The organism is Microbulbifer harenosus (assembly GCF_005771435.1).
GTDB lineage: Bacteria > Pseudomonadota > Gammaproteobacteria > Pseudomonadales > Cellvibrionaceae > Microbulbifer > Microbulbifer harenosus.
The window spans coordinates 170,688-189,548 of sequence record NZ_VANI01000001.1; the positions used below are offsets into that span (position 1 = coordinate 170,688).

The window sequence follows — 18,861 nt, forward strand, 5'->3', positions numbered from 1 at the left end:
ATTGCGGCGGCGAACATTCAAAATCTGACTCGCTATCCCTATCTGGTCGGGTTCTTCCCGGCTGCGGCCGCTGTCGTCATCCAATCTGACCGATTCCGCCTTTGGCCCCTTTCCGCGCTTCCTTTACCATGAGTGTTTTTCGATCCACGGGAATTCGGAGCAGCCATGAAATTCACCGGAACCGACAGTTATGTCGCCACCGACGATCTGCAAATGGCGGTGGACGCCGCGGTGACCCTGCAGCGCCCGCTGCTGATCAAGGGCGAGCCGGGCACAGGCAAAACCCTGCTGGCAGAGGAGGTGGCGCGCAGCCTTGGACTGAAGCTGATCCAGTGGCATGTCAAATCCACCACCAAGGCCCAGCAGGGGCTCTACGAGTACGACGCCGTTTCGCGTCTGCGGGATTCCCAGCTGGGGGTGGACCGTGTGCACGATATCGGTAATTACATCAAAAAGGGCAAGCTGTGGGAGGCCTTTGCGGCCGACGAGCGGGTGGTGCTGCTGATCGATGAGATCGACAAGGCGGATATCGAATTCCCCAACGATCTGTTGGTGGAAATCGATCGAATGCAGTTCTTTGTGTACGAAACCGGAGAGACCATCACCGCAAAACACCGCCCGGTTGTGATTATTACCTCCAACAATGAAAAAGAGTTGCCGGATGCCTTCCTGCGCCGCTGCTTTTTCCATTACATCAGTTTCCCCGACCGCGCGACCATGCAGAAGATCGTGGACGTGCACTACCCGGGCATCAAGCAGCAGCTGGTTTCCGAGGCGATGGATATTTTCTTCCAGATCCGCGAGGTCCCGGGGCTGAAGAAAAAACCTTCTACGTCGGAACTGATCGACTGGCTCAAACTATTGCTGGCGGATGATATTCCCGAAGAAGTACTCAAAAACCGCGATGCCAAATCGGCGATTCCTCCACTTTACGGTGCGTTGCTCAAGAACGAACAGGACGTACACATGCTGGAGCGTCTGGCGTTTATGGCGCGTAGAGACGGCCGCTAATTCTTCCTTGTAGGAGCCTGCTTGCAGGCGAACCCCACCGCGGATGTTCGCCTGCAAGCAGACTCCTACATGTACCATTAACACCCTCGGGGAAACCCAATGCTCATCGGATTTTTCCTGAACCTCCGCCGCTACCAACTCCCGGTATCCATCACCGAGCTGCTTTCGCTGCTGGAAGCCCTGCAGCAGCGTCTTGTCTACGCGAACCTGGATGAGCTCTACTTCCTCGCCCGTACCTGCCTGATCAAAGACGAAAAGCACTTCGACAAATTCGACCGTGCCTTCGCCGCCTATTTCAAGGATCTGGAAACCCTCGACGATATTCTCGAACAGATGATTCCGGAGGACTGGCTGCGGTCTGAATTTCTCAAGCAATTGAGCGATGAAGAAAAGGCAAAGATCCAGTCCATGGGCGGGCTGGAAAAGATGCTGGAGGAATTCAGGAAGCGTCTTGAGGAGCAGAAGAAACGACACAGCGGTGGCAACAAGTGGATTGGTACCGGTGGTACCAGCCCGTTTGGCAACAGCGGCTATCACCCCGGCGGTATCCGCGTTGGCGGCGAGAGCCGCAACAAGTCTGCGTCCAAGGTGTGGGAGAAGCGTCAGTTCCGCAATCTGGATGACAGCATCAGTCTCGGCACCCGCAATATCCAGGTGGCACTGCGCAAGCTGCGCAAGTTCGCCCGCACTGGCGCGGCGGAAGAATTGGATCTCAATGACACTATCCGTTCCACCGCGCGCAATGCGGGCCTGCTGGATATAAAAATGGTGCCCGAGCGGCGCAACGCGGTAAAGGTGCTGATCTTTTTTGACGTGGGCGGTTCTATGGACCCCTATGTAAAGCAGTGCGAAGAGTTGTTCTCTGCCTGCCGTAGTGAGTTCAAGCATCTGGAATATTTCTACTTCCACAATTTTATTTACGAACATGTGTGGAAAGACAATGCGCGCCGCTACAGTGAATCCACGCCGCTGGTGGAAGTGCTGCGTACTTACGGCAAGGACTACAAGGTAATCTTCGTCGGCGACGCCTCCATGGCGCCGTACGAAATTACCAGCCGCTTTGGCAGTGTCGAGCACATGAACGAGGAGCCCGGTGCGGCCTGGATGCAGCGGGTGACCAATACCTACGAAAAACTCGTGTGGCTGAATCCCACTGCGGAGGAGTACTGGCAGTACACCGGAAGTATCGGTCTGACCCAGCGATTGGTTAATGGGCAGATGTATCCGATGACGATTGAGGGACTGGATCGAGCGATTGCCTATCTGGTGAAGGGGCGCTGAGTGCTTCGACAGGTTCTGGGTCCTTTGAATTACTATTGTGGCGGCCAAGCACCGGATGGAAGTTTTCAGGACCGCTGTGAATACATCCCTGTACGCTGCGTCGGCGACGTCCCTGTCGCCGACGCTCCTGAAAACTTCCATCCGGCACTCGGCCTTCGCGCGTAACAGAAGTGCTTCGAGACAAGTGTGTGGTCCACTCTTGATGAATCTTCGAGAGAATTCTATGTTGGAAATTGTGTTGAATCGAAGTCCCGAACTTAGACGCTAAGGCAAGGTGCCGGGGGCGGGTTTTCAGGAGCGTCGCAAACAGGATGTTTGCGCCGCAGCGCCCAGGGATGGGTTCACAGCGGTCCTGAAAACCCGCCCCCGGTGCCTTGCCGCCACCTTAGGTTCGAGCAAGACCTCACTCCCCAAACTTCCTTTGCGGCGCCACATCGTGATCCGCGGTGATGCCGATTTCTTCCTTGGTGGTGTCCTTGATCACGGTATGTTCTTCCTCGGCACCGTGCATCCAGTCCACCAGTTTCTCGCGCAGGAAGAAAAGGATAATCCCCGCAAGAATTGCCGCAAGGGCCACGCCACCAAAGGTCGCCAACGGGCCGGATTCGCCTACGAGCTTGCCGATCTCCGCTGCACCCTTGTTGGCAATGCCGATAAACGCAAACCACAAACCCATCATCAGACTCAGAAAACGCAGCGGAGCGAGTTTCGTCACCATCGACAAACCGATGGGCGACAAACACAACTCGCCAATGGTGTGGAAAATGTACGCAACCACCAGCCACCAGGGGCTCGCCTTTACCGTCTCCGAATCACCGATCTGCAGCGCCGCACCCACCATGGACACGAACCCCAGGCCCAGAAAAATCAGGCCCATGGAAAATTTTGCCGGCGATGTCGGCTCGCGCGCGCCAAGGCCCACCCAGATACTCGCCATCACCGGCGCCAGGATAATAATGAACAGCGGGTTCACCATCTGCAGCCAGCTCGCAGGAATTTCAAAGCCGAAAATATGCAAGTCCGTATTGTGCTTGGCAAACAGGTTCATCGAACCGGCGGCTTGTTCAAATCCGGCCCAGAAAATCACCGTAAATACACCGAGTATCAGGATGACCTTGATGCGGTCGCGCTCTTCCGGCGTGAGCGGTCGTTTCTTGTCGGCGGCGAGGTTTGCTTTCAGGCCCACTTTAGCCGACGGTTGTTTGCCGATTTCTCCCAACAGCTTTTCCGACTTGGACATCTGCAGCAGTAAACCCAGCAACATGCCGAGCCCCGCCACAAAGAACGCCAGCTGGTAATTGACCTTCTCGCCAATCCAGCCAATCACCAGGTAGCCGAGGATCGAACCGATATTTATCCCCATATAGAAAATCGTGAAGGCTGTATCCCGTCGCCGGTCGCCCTCGTCGTAGAGGTCGCCCACCATCGTCGAAATATTTGGCTTGAAGAAGCCGTTGCCGATAATCATCAGCGCCAGCCCTAGCCACAGCATGTAAATTTCGGAGCCATCCGGCAGCCAATTGTGTGGAAAGCCGAGGGCAAACTGTCCCAGCATCATCAGCACACCGCCGAACATAATGCAGCGCCGCTGCCCCCACATGTTGTCTGCCATCCAGCCGCCGATGATCGGTGTCAGGTACACCAGCATGGCGTAGGTGCCGAGATAACTGAGCGCCTTGGACTGCAACTCGGTATCCGACAACGCCTCCCAGCCGAACACCGCCGCGGTGGTCGCGGAGGTGAGATAGAACACGAAGATGCCACGCATACCGTAGAAGCTGAGGCGCTCCCACATTTCGGTTCCGAACAGCAGGAACAACCCCTTCGGGTGGCCCATCATATCGCCGGCGGACGCTGGGGGTCTTGGCTTGAGGTCGTGCATGGACGCTCCTTTGAGATGGCTCGCGCTGGTGAAATCGGGCCGAGAGCCAGCCTGCGTTTCAGGCGGTGGAAATTTGTCGCGCATCGTTGGCAAATCTAGGGTTGTAATGCGCGCCATTGATCTGAGTATAGGCCAGGCGTGGCGCCCGCAAGTGTAAGGACAGACCCCGGTGGTCCCCAGGGGGTATAATCGCCGGTTTGCAGTATTTTCCGGATTGCCAGTCACACATGAGCCAAGATTCCACCAGCCCGCACGCGCCATCGGCCCTGAAGCCCATTGAACAGTTGTTGCCCCGGTGCATGGGGCGCGATCGCGTTCGCTTGCAGCGCACCCTGAGCAATGCACGCCGCCGACTGAAAGAGGGCAAGCCCGCGGACCGGATGCTGACGCAGCTGGAGACAGAAGTGGCCAGGTCGGTCGCCCTGGCGGAGGCGCGCCGGCAAAAGCTGCCGAAGGTGGAGTGGCCGGAAGGTCTGCCGGTGGTGGCGCGGCGGGAGGAAATCGCCGAGCTGATCGCGGTTAACCAGGTGGTGGTGGTGGCGGGGGAGACCGGCTCCGGCAAGACCACCCAGCTGCCGAAAATCTGTCTGCAACTGGGGCGCGGTATCTTTGGCCAGATCGGCCACACCCAACCGCGGCGGATCGCCGCGCGCACCGTGGCCAACCGCATTGCCGAGGAACTCGGTCAGCCGCTCGGCGACTCGGTGGGCTACCAGGTGCGCTTTACCGACCAGAGCACCGAGCACACCCATATCAAACTGATGACCGACGGTATTCTGCTGGCGGAAATCCAGCGCGATCCGCTGCTCACCAATTACGACACCCTGGTCATCGACGAGGCCCACGAACGCAGCCTGAATATCGACTTTCTGCTGGGTTACCTGAAGACCCTGCTGCCGAAACGCCCGGACCTGAAAATCGTCATTACCTCCGCCACCATCGACCTGGAAAAATTTTCCCGGCACTTCGACGATGCACCGATCATCGAGGTTTCCGGTCGCACCTATCCGGTGGATATCCACTACCGCCCGTCGGCAGACAGCGACGCCGACCTGAACGAGCAGGTAATCGCCGCGGTGGAGGAGCTGCTGCAGGAAGAAAAATCCTCACCGCGCCGCGGCGGCGACATTCTGGTGTTCATGAGTGGCGAGCGCGAAATCCGCGAATGTGCCAAGGCGCTGCGGGACGCACCGCTGCAACACATCGATGTGTTGCCACTGTACGCGCGCCTGAGTCTCGCCGAGCAGAGCCGTGTATTCGCCCCGCACAAGGGGCGCCGCATCGTGCTTGCCACCAACGTGGCGGAAACCTCCATCACCGTGCCCGGTATCCGCTATGTGATCGACCCGGGCACTGCGCGTATCAGCCGTTACAGCTACCGCAGCAAGATCCAGCGTCTGCCGGTGGAACCCATCTCCCAGGCAAGCGCTAACCAGCGCGCCGGCCGCTGCGGCCGTGTCAGTGCCGGTGTGTGTATCCGCCTGTACGAGGAAAGCGATTACCTGCAACGCCCGGAATTTACCGACGCGGAAATCCTGCGCACCAATCTCGCCGCGGTCATTCTGCAGATGCTGCAGCTGCGCATCGGCGATATTCGCGATTTCCCGTTTGTGGATCCGCCAGACCAGCGCCTGATCAACGATGGTTACAGTCTGTTGCAGGAGCTGCAGGCGGTGGATGGAAAGGGCCATGTGACTCCGCTCGGGCGCGCGCTGTCGCGGCTGCCGCTGGATCCGCGCCTGGCGCGTATGCTGGTGGAGTCGGGTAAGACCGGCAGCCTGCGTGAACTGCTGATCATCGTAGCCGCGCTGGCCGTCCAGGATCCGCGCGAGCGCCCGGCGGAAAAGCGCCAGGCGGCAGACGAAAAACACAAACAGTGGGAGCATGAGCACTCGGACTTTCTGACGCTGGTGAACCTGTGGGATGGCTACGAGGCCCAGCGCCAGGACCTGAGTGCGAGTCAGCTGCGCAAGTGGTGCCAGAAAAATTACCTGAGCTGGCTGCGCCTGCGCGAGTGGCGGGACATCCACCACCAGTTGCGCCTGGCCATTCGCGACCTCGACCTGGAGATGAACCGCGAGCCCGCGGATTACGCCAGTGTGCACAAGGCGATTCTGCCCGGGCTGCTCGGCAATATCGGTGTGAAGGACGAAAATAAGGAGTTTCTCGGCTGTCGCAACCGCCGCTTCCATATCTTCCCCGGTTCCGGCCAGTTCAAGAAACCTCCGCACTGGGTGGTGGCCGCGCAGCTGCTGGAAACCAGCCGTCTGTTCGCGCACACCGTGGCAAAAATTGAACCGGAATGGGTACTTGGCTGTTCCGAGCACCTGGTCAAGCGCAATTATTTCGAGCCGCACTACAACCCGCGCTCGGGCGCGGTGATGGCGTTCGAAAAAGTCACGCTCTACGGCCTGGTGCTGGTGGACAAGCAGCGCATCCACTACGGCAAACTCGACCCCGCCACCGCGCGCGAAGTGTTTATCCGCGAGGCGTTGGTGGAGCAGCGCTATCGCGGCAAGGGCAAGTTCTTCCAGCATTACAAGGACCTGCTGGCGGAGCTTGAGGATCTCGAAGCCAAATCCCGCCGTCGCGACATCGTGGTGGACGATGAAGTGGTGTTCCGCTTTTTCGACGAGCGCCTGCCGGCGGATATCGTTAACCTCGCCGGGTTCGACAAATGGCGCAAGCAGGCGGAGCAGAAGGAACCGCAGCTGCTGTTTATTCCCCGTGAGTTGATGATGCAGCAGGATGCCGGCCACGTGGGCGAGGCGCAGTTCCCGGACTCCATCACCAGTGGCGGGATCGAATATCCGGTCAGTTACCACTTCGAGCCGGGCAGCGTGGACGACGGTGTGAGTATTCGGGTGCCGGTCGGTGCCTTGCACCAGGTACCCGCGGCGCGCCTGCAATGGGTGGTGCCGGGCATTTTGAGAGACAAGTGCATCGCGCTGGTGAAAAATCTGCCCAAACAATACCGCAAACATTTTGTACCGGTACCGGCTGCGGTGGACAAGGCGCTGCCGCGCATGCAGACGGGCAATACGCCACTGTGGCAGGCGCTCGCCCATGAGTTGAAGCGCCAGACCGCACTGGAACTGCCGGAAGATGCGTGGAAAACCGCCGAGCAGGGGCTCGAGGATTTTTACCGCTTCAACATCCAGGTGTTGGATGAAAAGGGCAAGCTGCTGGACCAGGCGCGGGATCTGGAAATCCTGCAGCTGCGATACCGCGACCGGGTGCAGCGGGAAATCGCCAGTGCCGGCGATGACTTTGAGCGCAGCGGTATCACCCGCTGGGATTTTGGCGACCTGCCGGAAACCCACCAGCTGGATCAGGGCGGGCTCAAGGTGCGCGCCTACCCGGCGCTGGTCGCGGGCAGGGAAAGCGTGGACCTGAAACTGCTGGACAACCCCGAAGAGGCCCGGCGGTTGACCCGTGCCGGTATCTGCCGCCTCGCGATTCTGCAGCTGCCGGAACCGGTGAAGTACCTGCGCAAGGAACTGCTCAAGGGCAAGGAGCTGGGGCTCGGCGCCGCCGACCTCGGGCGCCGCGAAGAAGTAGCGGACGATATTCTAATGGCGGCGGTACGCGAGTGTTTCTGGGCCGATGAACAGTGGCCGCGCAGCGAGGAGGAGTTTCTCGCCGCCCTGGAAAATCGCGAACAGCTGGTGACGACCGCGCAGGAAATCGGTGATCTGCTGGTAAAAGCACTGGCGCAACTGGTGCCGCTGCGCAAACTGATCAAACAACAGAAAAACCTGGCGGTGGCCTTGGCAGTGGCGGATATCAATCGCCAGCTGAACGGGCTCTTCTATCGCGGTTTTCTGTTCCACACGCCATTGGAGTGGCTGCGCCAATACAGCCGCTATCTGAAGGGTATCGAGTTGCGGCTGGAAAAGGCGGCGCTCGATCCCAACCGCGACCGCCGGCTTACCGCGGAATACCAGGAAGCGGAAGAGCCTTACCAGGCGGAGGCGAGCAAGAGCGAGCCCCTGCTACTGGCCGGCGACCCGGCGCTGGTGCAATACCGTTGGATGCTGGAGGAATTCCGCGTCTCGCTGTTTGCGCAGACCCTGAAAACCCTGATGCCGGTATCCATCAAGCGCCTGCGCAAGCTGTGGTCCGAGCGGCAGGTGATGTGATTCAGTGACCATGCTCGAACGAGTTCGCAATTTTTTCCACCGTTTCCCGTTCGGTTGAACCCGGTTTGTGAACCGTTGGTCTAACTGAACTCCCAATTCGTTTTCGGGAAACTATAATCCGGGGGCGGCGGTTTACGCGCCGCTTCGGATGTTCACTTCACTTATCCATGCAACCCACCGAGACCAACACATCAGGTCTACAGGAGATCGCCATGAACAAGAAGAGTCTGCCCCTGGCTGCGGCCGTAGGTGCGGCATTCGTTGCCTCTGCCACCCTGAGTGTTTCCACCTCAGCCAACCCGTTCACTGCCACAGAACTGTCTGCCGGCTACAACTTGAAAGTCGCGCAAACGGAAACACCGGAGGAGGGTAAGAAGAAAGAAGGTAAGTGCGGGGAAGGTAAAAAGAAAGAAGGTAAATGTGGCGAAGGAAAAAAAGACGAAGATAAGAAAAAAGAAGGCAAATGCGGCGAGGGTAAGTGCGGTGGTTGATGCCGCCTGACATTTTGCCGCTCCCGGCAATCCCCGTAGCGGTAGGATTGCCGGGAATGTTTTCAGGTTTTCAGAGCTGCGATCAGAGACATGTCGAACAATCTGCGCAAGTATCCGGTGAAGGGTGCGGGTCTTGGCCTGCGACGCTCGATGATGGACGAAGAACTGGTACCGGAGCAGGTGGATTTTCTCGAAGTCGCACCGGAAAACTGGATCGGTGTTGGCGGCCGTTACGGGCGCTGGCTGCGTCAGTACACTGAGCGTTTTCCTTTCGTGATTCACGGCCTGTCGCTCTCCATCGGTTCGCCGGCACCGCTCGATGAAGCACTGGTGCTCTCCATCAAGGCATTTATGCGCGAACACGATATCCGCTGCTACAGCGAGCACCTGAGCTACTGCTCCGATCACGGCCATCTTTACGATTTGCTGCCTATCCCGTTTACCGGTGAGGCGGTGCACTATGTGGCCGGCCGCATCCGTCGGGTGCAGGATCTCCTTGAGCAGCGCATCGCCATGGAGAATGTGTCCTACTATGCCGCGCCCGGGCAGGAAATGAGTGAGCTGGAATTTCTTAATGCGGTGCTTGAGGAAGCGGATTGCGATTTGTTGCTCGACGTTAACAATATCTACGTCAACGCGGTCAATCACCGTTACGATCCCGTGGAATTTCTATGCGGTCTGCCCGCCGATCGCATCCGCTATGCCCATGTGGCCGGTCATTTTGACGAGGCGGATGACCTCAAGGTGGATACCCACGGTGCGCCGGTAATAGATCCTGTATGGCAGCTGTTGCAGCGTGCTTACCGGCAGTTCGGTCCCATACCCACACTGTTGGAGCGGGATTTCAATATTCCGCCGCTGGCGGAACTGTACAGCGAAGTGGCGCGCATTCGCGATATTCAAGCCATGGCGTCAAATCCTTCGCCAATGGGTTCACTGATGGAGATGCACGTTGGCCGATAACGCAGCGCCTGGCATGGATCCCCGCTTTGTCCAAGAGCAGCGGGCATTCGCCGCCCATCTGCGCAAGCCAGATGAGTACACGGCGCCGTCATCCATCGAAGACCGTCGCATGGGTATTTACCGCGATCTCGTTTACAACAATATCGAATCCTTTATCGCCAGCGGTTTCCCGGTACTGCGCAGCATCCTGGCGGACGATCAGTGGCATGAGCTGGTGCGCGATTTTGTGCATCGGCATACGTCGGAAAGCCCGTATTTTTTGCAGATCAGCGAGGAATTCCTGCGCTACCTGCAGGACGAGCGCGGGGAGAGCCCCGCGAGTGCCGATGATCCGCCTTTCCTGCTTGAGCTCGCACACTACGAATGGGTGGAGCTTGCGCTGGATGTGAGCGAGGAGGCGTTTCCCGAGGGACTAGTGCGCCATCCGGAGCCAACACTGCTGCTCGATGGGGAACCGGTGGTGTCGCCGCTCGCGTGGAGTCTCAGTTATCGCTTTCCGGTGCACCGTCTGGGGCCGGATTACCAGCCGCGGGAGACGCCGTCGTCGCCGACCTTCCTGTTGGTGTATCGCAATCGCGCGGATCGGGTGGGATTTCTCGAGGTCAATGCCAATACCGCGCACTTGCTACAGCTGGCGCAGACAGACGTGGACGCGCCGAAAACCGGCCGTCAATTGCTGCTGCAACTGGCGCAGGATATGCAACACCCTGAGCCACAGCAGTTGTTGGAGTTCGGCACCGAACTTCTGCGAAAACTGCTCAGCCTGGATATTATTGCCGGGTACCGTCCCGTCGGAACCCGGGTCAACCGTTAAATTCACATTGCGACGCGGAGGTCGAAAGCTCAATAGCATTGACCAAAAGTGTCAGCTGCTATGCTGCCATAGCGGCCAGTGCTAAAATCGCGCGCAAATTGACACAAAGAACCTGGTTTGAACAATCGAAATTATTTTGCGAGGAGCAGGGATTTGCTTAAACGCACACACCATACCCCCCAGCCCGCCTGGGCCGCCTGGATTCTGACCACTCTGCTGTCGGCACCTTTTGCTGTCGCGCAGGACGCGTCAGATCCCTTTGCGGAATCGTCGGACAGTGCACCGGCAGCCACTACTCCGGTAAACAGCACACCCGACAAGACCGATCCCGGTGCGGGCAGCGCCGCCGCAGGGGTCGAAGGTGATCCCTTCGCCGAGGGCGGTGCATCCGACGAGTTCGCCTCGGAGCTCGAAGACGAATACGGCTTTGACCCGGCGGATGAATTTGCCAGCGCCGAAGAACCGGAAGACCGCGATCCCTGGGAGGGGTTCAACCGCGCCATGTTCCGCTTCAACGACACCGCAGACCGCTGGGTCCTGAAGCCCGCGGCTACGAGCTATCGCCAAATAACCCCGATCTTTGTGCAGACCGGGGTGTCCAACTTTTTCTCCAACCTGCGCGAGATCAACAACGTTCTGAATGACGTGTTGCAGTGGAAGTGGGGCCAGGCGGGCAACGATACCGGCCGCTTTCTGGTGAACAGCACCGTGGGTATTGCCGGTCTGTTCGATGTGGCCCAACACATGGGGATGGAACCCAGCGACGGCGAGGACTTCGGCCAGACACTGGCGGCGTGGGGCGTATCCTCCGGGCCCTACATGGTGCTGCCGGTACTGGGGCCGTCCACCGTTCGGGATTTCCCCGGGGAGGTGGTGGAGTGGTACACCAACCCACTCAGCTATGTTGATGAGAACTCCGTTGAATACACCCTGAAAGCCGTCGATGCGATCCAAACGCGTGCGAGTCTGCTACAGGCCGAGTCGCTGCTGCAGGGCGACCGCTATGTGCTTCTGCGCGACGCCTACCTGCAGCGCCGGGAATTCCTGATCAAAGACGGCGAACAGGAAGATGATTTCGGCGGCGATCTGGATGAATACGATTTCTGACCCCCGCTCCGCACCGCTGGCCGCTACGGCGGCCGGTGGTCACACTCTGTTGCTGAGCGACCCCGACCAGCCGTCCTACGAGCTCATGTGCGCCACGCTCAAACGGCTCGGCTACACCGTGACCCGTGAGGAAAGTGGTGTGGATGCCATCGGCCACTTCTCTCCCGACAAATACGATCTGGTCATCACCGACCTGCACCTGCCGGATATGGGCGGGCTGGAAGTCCTGCGTAAGATCAAACGCCTTTCCGCGGACACGCCGGTGGTGGTGCTGGCGTGCGACAGCGAGGTGAACGATGTTGTCCAGGCCCTACGCCTGGGGGCCAGCGACTATTTGCTGAAACCCCTTACTGACGAGGGGGTGATCGAGCACGCGGTGACGCGAATCGCCGAGGCGCGGGAGCTCGCCGCACAGAACCGCGACTACCGCCATCAGCTCGAGGAGCGCAATCGCGAGCTGCACGAACACATCGAGCTGCTGCAGCGGGATCACGAGGCCGGCCGGCAATTGCAGCAGCATCTGCTGCCGCGCACCCCCTATCACTACCCCGCCGGTATTGAGGCGGCATTTCGCCTGTTGCCGTCGCTCTACCTGAGCGGCGACTTCGTTGATTACGGTCTGTTTGGCGAGCGTTTCATCGCCTTCTATCTGGTGGATGTTTCCGGCCACGGCGTATCGTCCGCGCTGGTCACCGCACTGATCAAGCACAGCATCATGCACCTGTTGCGGGAGCGCTCGCTGTTCAGCCAGCTCGACACCATCGACCAGGACATCACCAGTGTGCTGGAGATGATCAACCGCGAACTGATCGCCGCCGGTCTCGACAAGCACGCCAGCATGTTCGTCGGTGTGGTGGACAGCCGCGCGCGCCAGTTGCACTACGCGGTGGCGGGGCAGGTACCCATGCCCGCGCTGGTCACCAGTGATGGAGCCCGGTGGCTTTCCGGCAAGGGCCGGCCGCTGGGGCTGTTCCAGCGCGGTGAATGGGAAGTGCGCCACTGCTGCCTTCCCGCGAGCTGGCGCCTGGTGGCCTGTTCCGATGGGGTGCTTGAATTGCTTGCGGGTGACCTGTTGCAGAAGGAAGAGAGCCTGCTGCAGATGATCGACCGCACTCGCGGCGACCTCGACAGTTTGTGCGCGGCGCTCAAGGTGGACACCGCTGACTCCTTCCCCGATGACATCACCATCCTCACTCTGCGCCAGGACAACCCCTGAGCCTCTCCGGGAAAACCCCGCGCCGGTCCGATTCTTGCCTTGATTTCCTTTGTTACCGCCATGTTACCGCCATCGGTTGTTCACGGTGGGTTCATCGCGGTTGCCTGAAACTTGAGAGGTAAACGGGATTTTCTGGGGTGGCGGAAGGAATCGGAGCTACAAAGTACGGACTTTCTGGTCATACCTGTTAACCCGTTCACACTGGTCTTGTCAGCGCTGGTGGGCAGGAGTAAGCTCCGCCCACTTCATGGTCAATCGGCGTACGGTTTTTTATCAGTGTCGCCGGACCTGAGCCGCACAAGGAACTGTGCTGCGGTGCAAACCGCAAATTCTCCATCTCGCACCCCGGCTCGGGAACAGGGCAGGGCGCGTTTGAGGTTACTATGCAGTCCGGGCAGATAATGGTTGGTGACCACCAGGGCATTTATGTCGTGAAACTGGTGGGCGATGTGCGCCTCAATCTATGTACATCGTTCGATAACTATATCGGCAAGATGTTTTCCCACGACGACTTCCGTGGCGTGGTGTTCGATATGCACGACACCCAGGGGGTCGACAGCACTACGCTCGGCCTGATGGCCAAGATTGCCATTCGCAGTGCCGAGCACAAGGGTGGTAAGCCCCTGGTGCTGTGCGAGGACCGGGGCCTGCTGCATCTGCTGGATTCGATGGGATTTGACGCGTTGATGGATTTTTCCAGCGATGCGGACAACGACGCCTACCGGGCCGAGCCCGCCCCGCTCAAATGCAACGCGCCCGACGAGCAGAGTGCTCGCGATATGGTGCTGGAAGCGCACCGTGTGCTGATGAGCCTGAACGAAAAAAATGAAGATACTTTTCGCGATCTGGTGAATGTGCTGGAGAGCGAACAGGGCGCCAATAAGCACAAATCCGCCGTCAGCCACTGAGCTGGTAACGCTTCCCACTGGTGTGTGAGCTTGAGGGTGCGAGGAATTGAGCGCCAGTAATGGCTAAAGTGGAAATCGCGGAGTCAGCCGGCGCAGTTACCGTCTCTCGCCTCTGCGCGCGCGCGGGTGAACAACCCGTGGGGCAGATAGATCAGTTCCGCCACCCGCCGTATCAGGTGTTCCTCAAAAGCATCGATCTCACCATCTGCAAACGCCACCTGCCACATCTGTTTCACCAGCAGGTACTTATCCCGCTCGCTGAAGTTATCGTTCACCGTCTGCGTGAATTCATACAGCGAGGTGGCCTCGTGGCGCTCCATCAGTGCGCGCTCCACCAATTCTTCCGCGGTCTCGCGGTCCAGCTGGTAATGCTGCATAAGCAGGCACAGCAGTGTTTGCTTCTCGCGTTCATCCACTTTGTGGTCTGCCGTGGCAATTTCTGCCATCAATGCCGCGCTGATCATGCGCACATCTTTTTCCGGGTGCACTTCCACACTGTCCCCACGGCCGATCTGCTCGAACAGCTTGCGTATCTGTTGCAGCATGGTTGTGCCCCTTGTGATCTTCTAAATGGCTTGGGTGATAGCGCTTAACGCGCTTTTTGAAGCAGCTCTTCCAGCTTGAGCTGATCGGCCACAAAGTTGCGGATACCCTCCGCCAGTTTTTCCGTTGCCATGGCGTCGGCGTTCAGCTGATAGCGGAACTCGGCTTCACTGAGTGGCACTGCTGGCCGAGGTTGGCTTTCAACATCGCTGCTGAGACCACTCGCGAGTTCACCGTCGTCGTCCTGCAGCTCCTGCAGCAGCTGTGGACTGATAGTGAGCTTGTCACAACCTGCCAGCGCTTCGATCTCGCCGGTATTGCGGAAACTGGCACCCATAACGATGGTGGGATAGCCGCGGGATTTGTAGTACTCGAAGATGCTGGTGACTGAAAGTACGCCGGGATCGCTCTGTGCCGTGTAGTCATCGCGTCCGGTACTGGCCTTGTACCAGTCTAGGATACGGCCCACAAACGGCGAGATCAGGGTGACACCGGCTTCCGCGCAGGCCACCGCCTGGCACTGGCTGAACAGCAGGGTCAGGTTGCAGTGGATGCCTTCGCGCTCCAGCACTGAGGCGGCGGTGATGCCCTCCCAGGTAGAGGCCAGCTTGATCAGCACGCGCTCGCGCCCGATACCGGCTTCCTCATACATGGTGATCAGTTTGCGCGCATATTCGATGCTGGCGCGGGTGTCGAAAGACAGGCGCGCGTCCACTTCAGTGGAGACCAGGCCTGGCACGATTTGCAGGATTTCCCGGCCGATGGCCACGGCAAGCTTCATGGAGGCATCGGCGATCACATCGCCGCCGCGCTTTTCCGCCCAGCTCAGTGAGTCCTTCAGGTACTGCTGGTACTGCGGCAGTTGCGCTGCCTTGTAGAGTAGGGAGGGATTGGTGGTAGCGTCTTGCGGATGATAGCGGCGAATGGCTTCGATATCGCCAGTATCTGCAACCACCAGGCTGCGTTGTTTGAGTTGTTCCAGTTTGTTCATCTTCCCCACATCCTTATTGCACGATCAGTTTCAGTTCTGTCAGGTTTGAGTTTTTACCGCTCAGGCGGCGTCGGTCACCAGGGACAGCGCTCGCTCCAGTACTTCCGGCCCCGCCCCCGCGGTATGCGCGTACTCACTCAGATGCCGGCGGAACCGGCGCGCCCCGGGTACGCCCTGGAACAGCCCCATCATGTGCCGGGTAATATGATTGAGGCGCTGACCCTTGCCGAGCTCACATTCGATATACGGCAGCATAGCGCGGATCACATCCGCGGGGCTCGGCCCCGGTGCCCCGCCAAAGAGTTCCGCGTCCACGTCCGCGAGGATACCCGGAGTCTGGTAGGCCGCGCGGCCGAGCATAACACCGTCGAGCTGCTGCAGATGCTGGCGACACTCCTCGATGGAATTGATGCCCCCGTTCAGCACGATTTCAAGGTCCGGGTAATCCTGTTTCAGCTGGTACACCATCTCATACTTGAGCGGCGGTACCTCGCGGTTTTCCTTCGGACTAAGACCGTTCAGCCACGCCTTGCGCGCATGCACGATAAAGGTGGAAACGCCGGCGCGGGCCTGGGCCTCCACAAAGCGCACCAGCCCCGGGTAATCCTCCATGTCGTCGATACCGATGCGGTGCTTTACCGTCACCGGAATGGAAACCGCACTTTGCATCGCGCCCAGGCACTCTGCGACAAGTTCCGGCTCCGCCATCAGGCAGGCGCCAAAGCGCCCCTTCTGCACCCGGTCGCTGGGGCAGCCGCAATTGAGGTTCACCTCGCTGTAGCCCCACTGCTCGGCAATTTCTGCACAGCGCGCCAGATCGTCCGGGTCGCTACCGCCCAGCTGTAGTGCCACCGGCTGCTCCGCCGCGTCAAAATCCAGATGGCGCTCGCGATCGCCAAACAGAATGGCACCGGTGGTGACCATCTCGGTGTAGAGCAGAGCATTCTTGCTTAACAGGCGCCAGAAATAGCGGCAGTGGCGGTCGCTCCAATCCATCAAAGGCGCAGTACAGAAGCGGTGAGAGAGTTTGTTCGGCATAACTATTTGATTTTACAACGGTCTTTCTGGGTTTGGCGACATTGGTATATTCCGTATTTGTAGCAGTAACCCCCCTTTTTACCACCAATGTGGTACAAGAAAACGCTTGTACCAGTGGGGGATCATGGCAACCATCAGGGCGTGCAGGAGTGCGAAGGGGGAGATGCGGTATACGGCGCAACTTCGCCTGTTTCAGAATGGGAAGGTAGTTTATACGGAGAGCGAGACATTCGGCAAAAAGACCCAGGCGAAGGCTTGGGCAGACCGCCGGTGGATGCAGCTGCAAGACCCGAACGAACGGCTCAAAAAACAGTGCCGCAGGTACACTGTTGGCGACGTGTTACAGACCTACCTGGACGACTTCATTGATGTGGGTAACTTTGGGCGCACCAAGCTCGCCGCCATTAAAGCGCTGATCAATCGGCCGGACCTGGCAGGCATGGATGCCATGAATCTGCGTCGCTCCGATATTCTGGATTACCTGCGTCGCCGCCTTAAAGAGGCCAAGCCGCAAACCGTTAAGAATGGCATCATGTGGTTGTCGGTGGCGTTCAAGACTGTTGCCGCCAGCCGCGAGTGGCCAATCGCCGCCGCCGTGGTGAGTATCCAAATCGTCCTCCAAAACCGACTATGTGGTTATTGGCGAGGTGGGCAGCCGTGACTGGATACATTCGACTCACGGCAGAAAAATCGAGGATGCGGTAAAGCTACGCGAAGGTGGAGGTAAGCTGGCCATTGTTTCCGAAGAACACTGGATGCAATGTGTGGCTGCGGCTGCCGAATTACTCGATGAGTAGCCACATATGGCGCGCCTGTTAGCACTGCTTTGGGGGGCTCATTTGCCCATTTAGCGATGGGAGCAGAGGTGGATTACCAGCTCCCCTGGTGCGAAACGGCTGGGGGTGTGGCCGAGTATGTGCTACCGGATCGCACCCGGGTGGACTGCCTGACTGAAACCCACGCGATGGAGTTCGACTTTGCCCCGAAGTGGGCGGAGGCGATAGGGCAGGCGCTGTACTACGCGAGCTAGACGAAGCGCAGGGCGGCGGTGGTGTTAATCATGCGCAGCCCGAAGGACGAAAAGTATTTGCGGCGGATTGAAGTGACGGCCAAGTCATCAGGTTCGTCGCTTGAGGTGTGGCCATTTTGGCATAATTAGTGGCGGCTTTGGCGTAGATATTAGGTTGTTAACTAAGCTTTACAGGATTTTGCAACTAAAATATAGTTGCAGCCCCGTAGGATTAGGGTATTAAATGAGTAAGAAGGACAAGCTGGAGGATCTGTTCTGGGGCGATCCGGTGCCAACAGATTTTACTTGGGACAATTTATGCACTCTGCTTCAGGGTGTATATGGTTATGAGATTCAGCAAGGGAGCGGCTCTAGGGTGCGGTTTTACATGCCTGACAACAGCTGGCCGCAACTTCGCTTCCACACTCCGCATCCTGGCTCTATTGTGAAGAAGGTTTACATTAAGCAGGCCAGAGACACATTAAGACCTTATGTAGGGAGGTCGTGAGTATATGAGCAAGTTATTGTCATATAAGGGTTATAAGGGTTCTGTTGAGTATGATCTTGATGAGGGTTTTCTGTATGGGAAAATTCTTTTTATAAGAGATCTGGTCAATTATGAAGCCGAAGATATAAAAGGCATTAAAGCCGCTTTCGAAGAGGCGGTGGATGATTATATTGAAGATTGTAAAGCGCTTGGTTTTGAACCAAATGTTTCGCTAAGTGGAACATTCAATGTGCGCATTGGTCCAGAGCTTCATGAATACGCCTGTATCAAAGCGGCTGAAGATAAAGTTAGTATTAATGAATATATAAAAAGGCTTGTAGCTGCAGATCAATCGGGCAAGCGTGAAATTCATACTCACACCCATAATCATGTGCATGCCGGGCATAGCTTTAGAGTGAGCCTGGGGCTTCAGCAGGTTAACGAAGATATCTGGGAAAGCCGAAAATCGAATTTCGCACAGTTTTTTAAGTCCGATTTCAAACTCGCTCATCACTAAGTAAAGATATGTTTAAAGGAATAAGAGTTTTAAAGATCGAATCCAATCTTGGAGAAATAGCCTACCAAGACAATGTCGCATTTGGCGTCGAACTGAATACCCGTTGTGAGCGCGGTGACAAGTATGAAGGGCAGAAAGGGGTTATCTCCGTATTTTTTGACCTTACATTGGAATTTGTGCGCACGCAGGGAGAGGATCGGGAAGAGCCGGAGGTGATCGGCAAGAGCCAGATTTTCTCTCAATCCCTGTTTAAGGATGAGAAACTAGAGGATGAGACGTGGACCGATGCGGAGCTGGATGCATTTGCGAAAGATTCCCTGATGGTGATCTATCCGCATGTGTATCAGAAGATGCAGCAGGTATTTAATATCCATGGGGCGGGTATGCCCAATTTGCCGTTAATGGTCAACCTTGCCGCCCTGGAAGAAATGAGCCAATCATAATAAAAGCCCGCGATTGCG

Annotated in this window: 18 protein-coding genes; 14 read left to right on the plus strand and 4 right to left on the minus strand. The window is 57.9% G+C overall.

Annotation, left to right across the window (positions count from 1 at the left end):
* The first annotated feature begins 165 nt into the window (after positions 1-165).
* Positions 166-1,011, plus strand: coding sequence for an AAA family ATPase (locus FDY93_RS00655; RefSeq protein ID WP_138233807.1), 846 nt, complete (start codon positions 166-168; stop codon positions 1,009-1,011).
* Positions 1,012-1,110: 99 nt separating this feature from the next.
* Complete coding sequence (locus FDY93_RS00660) at positions 1,111-2,292, plus strand: vWA domain-containing protein (protein ID WP_138233808.1); 1,182 nt, start codon at positions 1,111-1,113, stop codon at positions 2,290-2,292.
* A gap of 403 nt (positions 2,293-2,695) precedes the next feature.
* Here the strand turns inward: FDY93_RS00660 and FDY93_RS00665 are convergent, their stop codons facing one another.
* Positions 2,696-4,174: a peptide MFS transporter gene (locus tag FDY93_RS00665; RefSeq protein WP_138233809.1), complete on the minus strand. Its 1,479-nt coding sequence runs from the start codon at positions 4,172-4,174 to the stop codon at positions 2,696-2,698.
* Positions 4,175-4,401: 227 nt separating this feature from the next.
* Between FDY93_RS00665 and hrpA the strand changes: the two genes are divergently transcribed.
* From hrpA to FDY93_RS00700, 7 genes are all read left to right on the plus strand, one after another.
* Complete coding sequence (hrpA, locus tag FDY93_RS00670; protein WP_138233810.1) at positions 4,402-8,316, plus strand: ATP-dependent RNA helicase HrpA; 3,915 nt, start codon at positions 4,402-4,404, stop codon at positions 8,314-8,316.
* Between the two features lie 212 nt (positions 8,317-8,528).
* On the plus strand, positions 8,529-8,807 hold the full coding sequence (locus FDY93_RS00675; RefSeq protein WP_138233811.1) for an HvfA family oxazolone/thioamide-modified RiPP metallophore: 279 nt from the start codon (positions 8,529-8,531) through the stop codon (positions 8,805-8,807).
* Positions 8,808-8,897: 90 nt separating this feature from the next.
* A complete protein-coding gene (locus FDY93_RS00680; protein ID WP_138233812.1) occupies positions 8,898-9,770 on the plus strand; it encodes an HvfB family MNIO-type RiPP peptide maturase in 873 nt (290 codons plus the stop codon).
* Positions 9,760-10,584 (plus strand): HvfC family RiPP maturation protein, encoded by an 825-nt coding sequence (locus FDY93_RS00685; RefSeq protein ID WP_246068402.1) that lies wholly within the window; start codon positions 9,760-9,762, stop codon positions 10,582-10,584. The genes FDY93_RS00680 and FDY93_RS00685 overlap by 11 nt, the downstream gene beginning before the upstream one ends.
* A gap of 153 nt (positions 10,585-10,737) precedes the next feature.
* On the plus strand, positions 10,738-11,691 hold the full coding sequence (locus FDY93_RS00690; RefSeq protein ID WP_138233813.1) for an MlaA family lipoprotein: 954 nt from the start codon (positions 10,738-10,740) through the stop codon (positions 11,689-11,691).
* Entirely contained in the window at positions 11,675-12,907 is a 1,233-nt protein-coding gene (locus FDY93_RS00695) for a PP2C family protein-serine/threonine phosphatase (protein WP_138233814.1), read from the plus strand. The genes FDY93_RS00690 and FDY93_RS00695 overlap by 17 nt, the downstream gene beginning before the upstream one ends.
* 383 nt (positions 12,908-13,290) lie before the next feature.
* On the plus strand, positions 13,291-13,815 hold the full coding sequence (locus FDY93_RS00700; RefSeq protein WP_138233815.1) for an STAS domain-containing protein: 525 nt from the start codon (positions 13,291-13,293) through the stop codon (positions 13,813-13,815).
* A gap of 83 nt (positions 13,816-13,898) precedes the next feature.
* On the opposite strand, the gene FDY93_RS00705 is transcribed toward FDY93_RS00700, so the two are convergent.
* The 3 genes from FDY93_RS00705 to dusA are packed head-to-tail and all read right to left on the minus strand — an operon-like array spanning position 13,899 to position 16,345.
* Positions 13,899-14,360 (minus strand): tellurite resistance TerB family protein, encoded by a 462-nt coding sequence (locus FDY93_RS00705; RefSeq protein ID WP_138233816.1) that lies wholly within the window; start codon positions 14,358-14,360, stop codon positions 13,899-13,901.
* A gap of 44 nt (positions 14,361-14,404) precedes the next feature.
* Positions 14,405-15,349 (minus strand): transaldolase, encoded by a 945-nt coding sequence (gene tal / locus FDY93_RS00710; protein WP_138233817.1) that lies wholly within the window; start codon positions 15,347-15,349, stop codon positions 14,405-14,407.
* Positions 15,350-15,409: 60 nt separating this feature from the next.
* Positions 15,410-16,345, minus strand: coding sequence for a tRNA dihydrouridine(20/20a) synthase DusA (gene dusA, locus FDY93_RS00715; protein ID WP_246068408.1), 936 nt, complete (start codon positions 16,343-16,345; stop codon positions 15,410-15,412).
* Between the two features lie 205 nt (positions 16,346-16,550).
* Here dusA and FDY93_RS00720 point away from each other — a divergent pair, with 205 nt between their 5' ends.
* The 5 genes from FDY93_RS00720 to FDY93_RS00735 all read left to right on the plus strand — a co-directional run bounded on the left by FDY93_RS00720 (position 16,551) and on the right by FDY93_RS00735 (position 18,843).
* Positions 16,551-17,048, plus strand: coding sequence for a hypothetical protein (locus tag FDY93_RS00720; RefSeq protein WP_220446065.1), 498 nt, complete (start codon positions 16,551-16,553; stop codon positions 17,046-17,048).
* Between the two features lie 204 nt (positions 17,049-17,252).
* A complete protein-coding gene (locus tag FDY93_RS19370; protein WP_171018846.1) occupies positions 17,253-17,417 on the plus strand; it encodes a hypothetical protein in 165 nt (54 codons plus the stop codon).
* A 223-nt stretch (positions 17,418-17,640) separates the two neighbouring features.
* Positions 17,641-17,904 carry a type II toxin-antitoxin system HicA family toxin gene (locus tag FDY93_RS19550; protein WP_138233820.1) on the plus strand — a complete coding sequence of 88 codons (264 nt, stop codon included), beginning with the start codon at positions 17,641-17,643 and terminating at the stop codon, positions 17,902-17,904.
* A 4-nt stretch (positions 17,905-17,908) separates the two neighbouring features.
* Positions 17,909-18,400, plus strand: a complete 492-nt coding sequence (locus tag FDY93_RS00730; RefSeq protein ID WP_138233821.1) for a type II toxin-antitoxin system HicB family antitoxin — start codon at positions 17,909-17,911, stop codon at positions 18,398-18,400.
* 8 nt (positions 18,401-18,408) lie between these two features.
* Positions 18,409-18,843: a hypothetical protein gene (locus FDY93_RS00735; protein WP_138233822.1), complete on the plus strand. Its 435-nt coding sequence runs from the start codon at positions 18,409-18,411 to the stop codon at positions 18,841-18,843.
* Positions 18,844-18,861 lie beyond the last annotated feature (18 nt).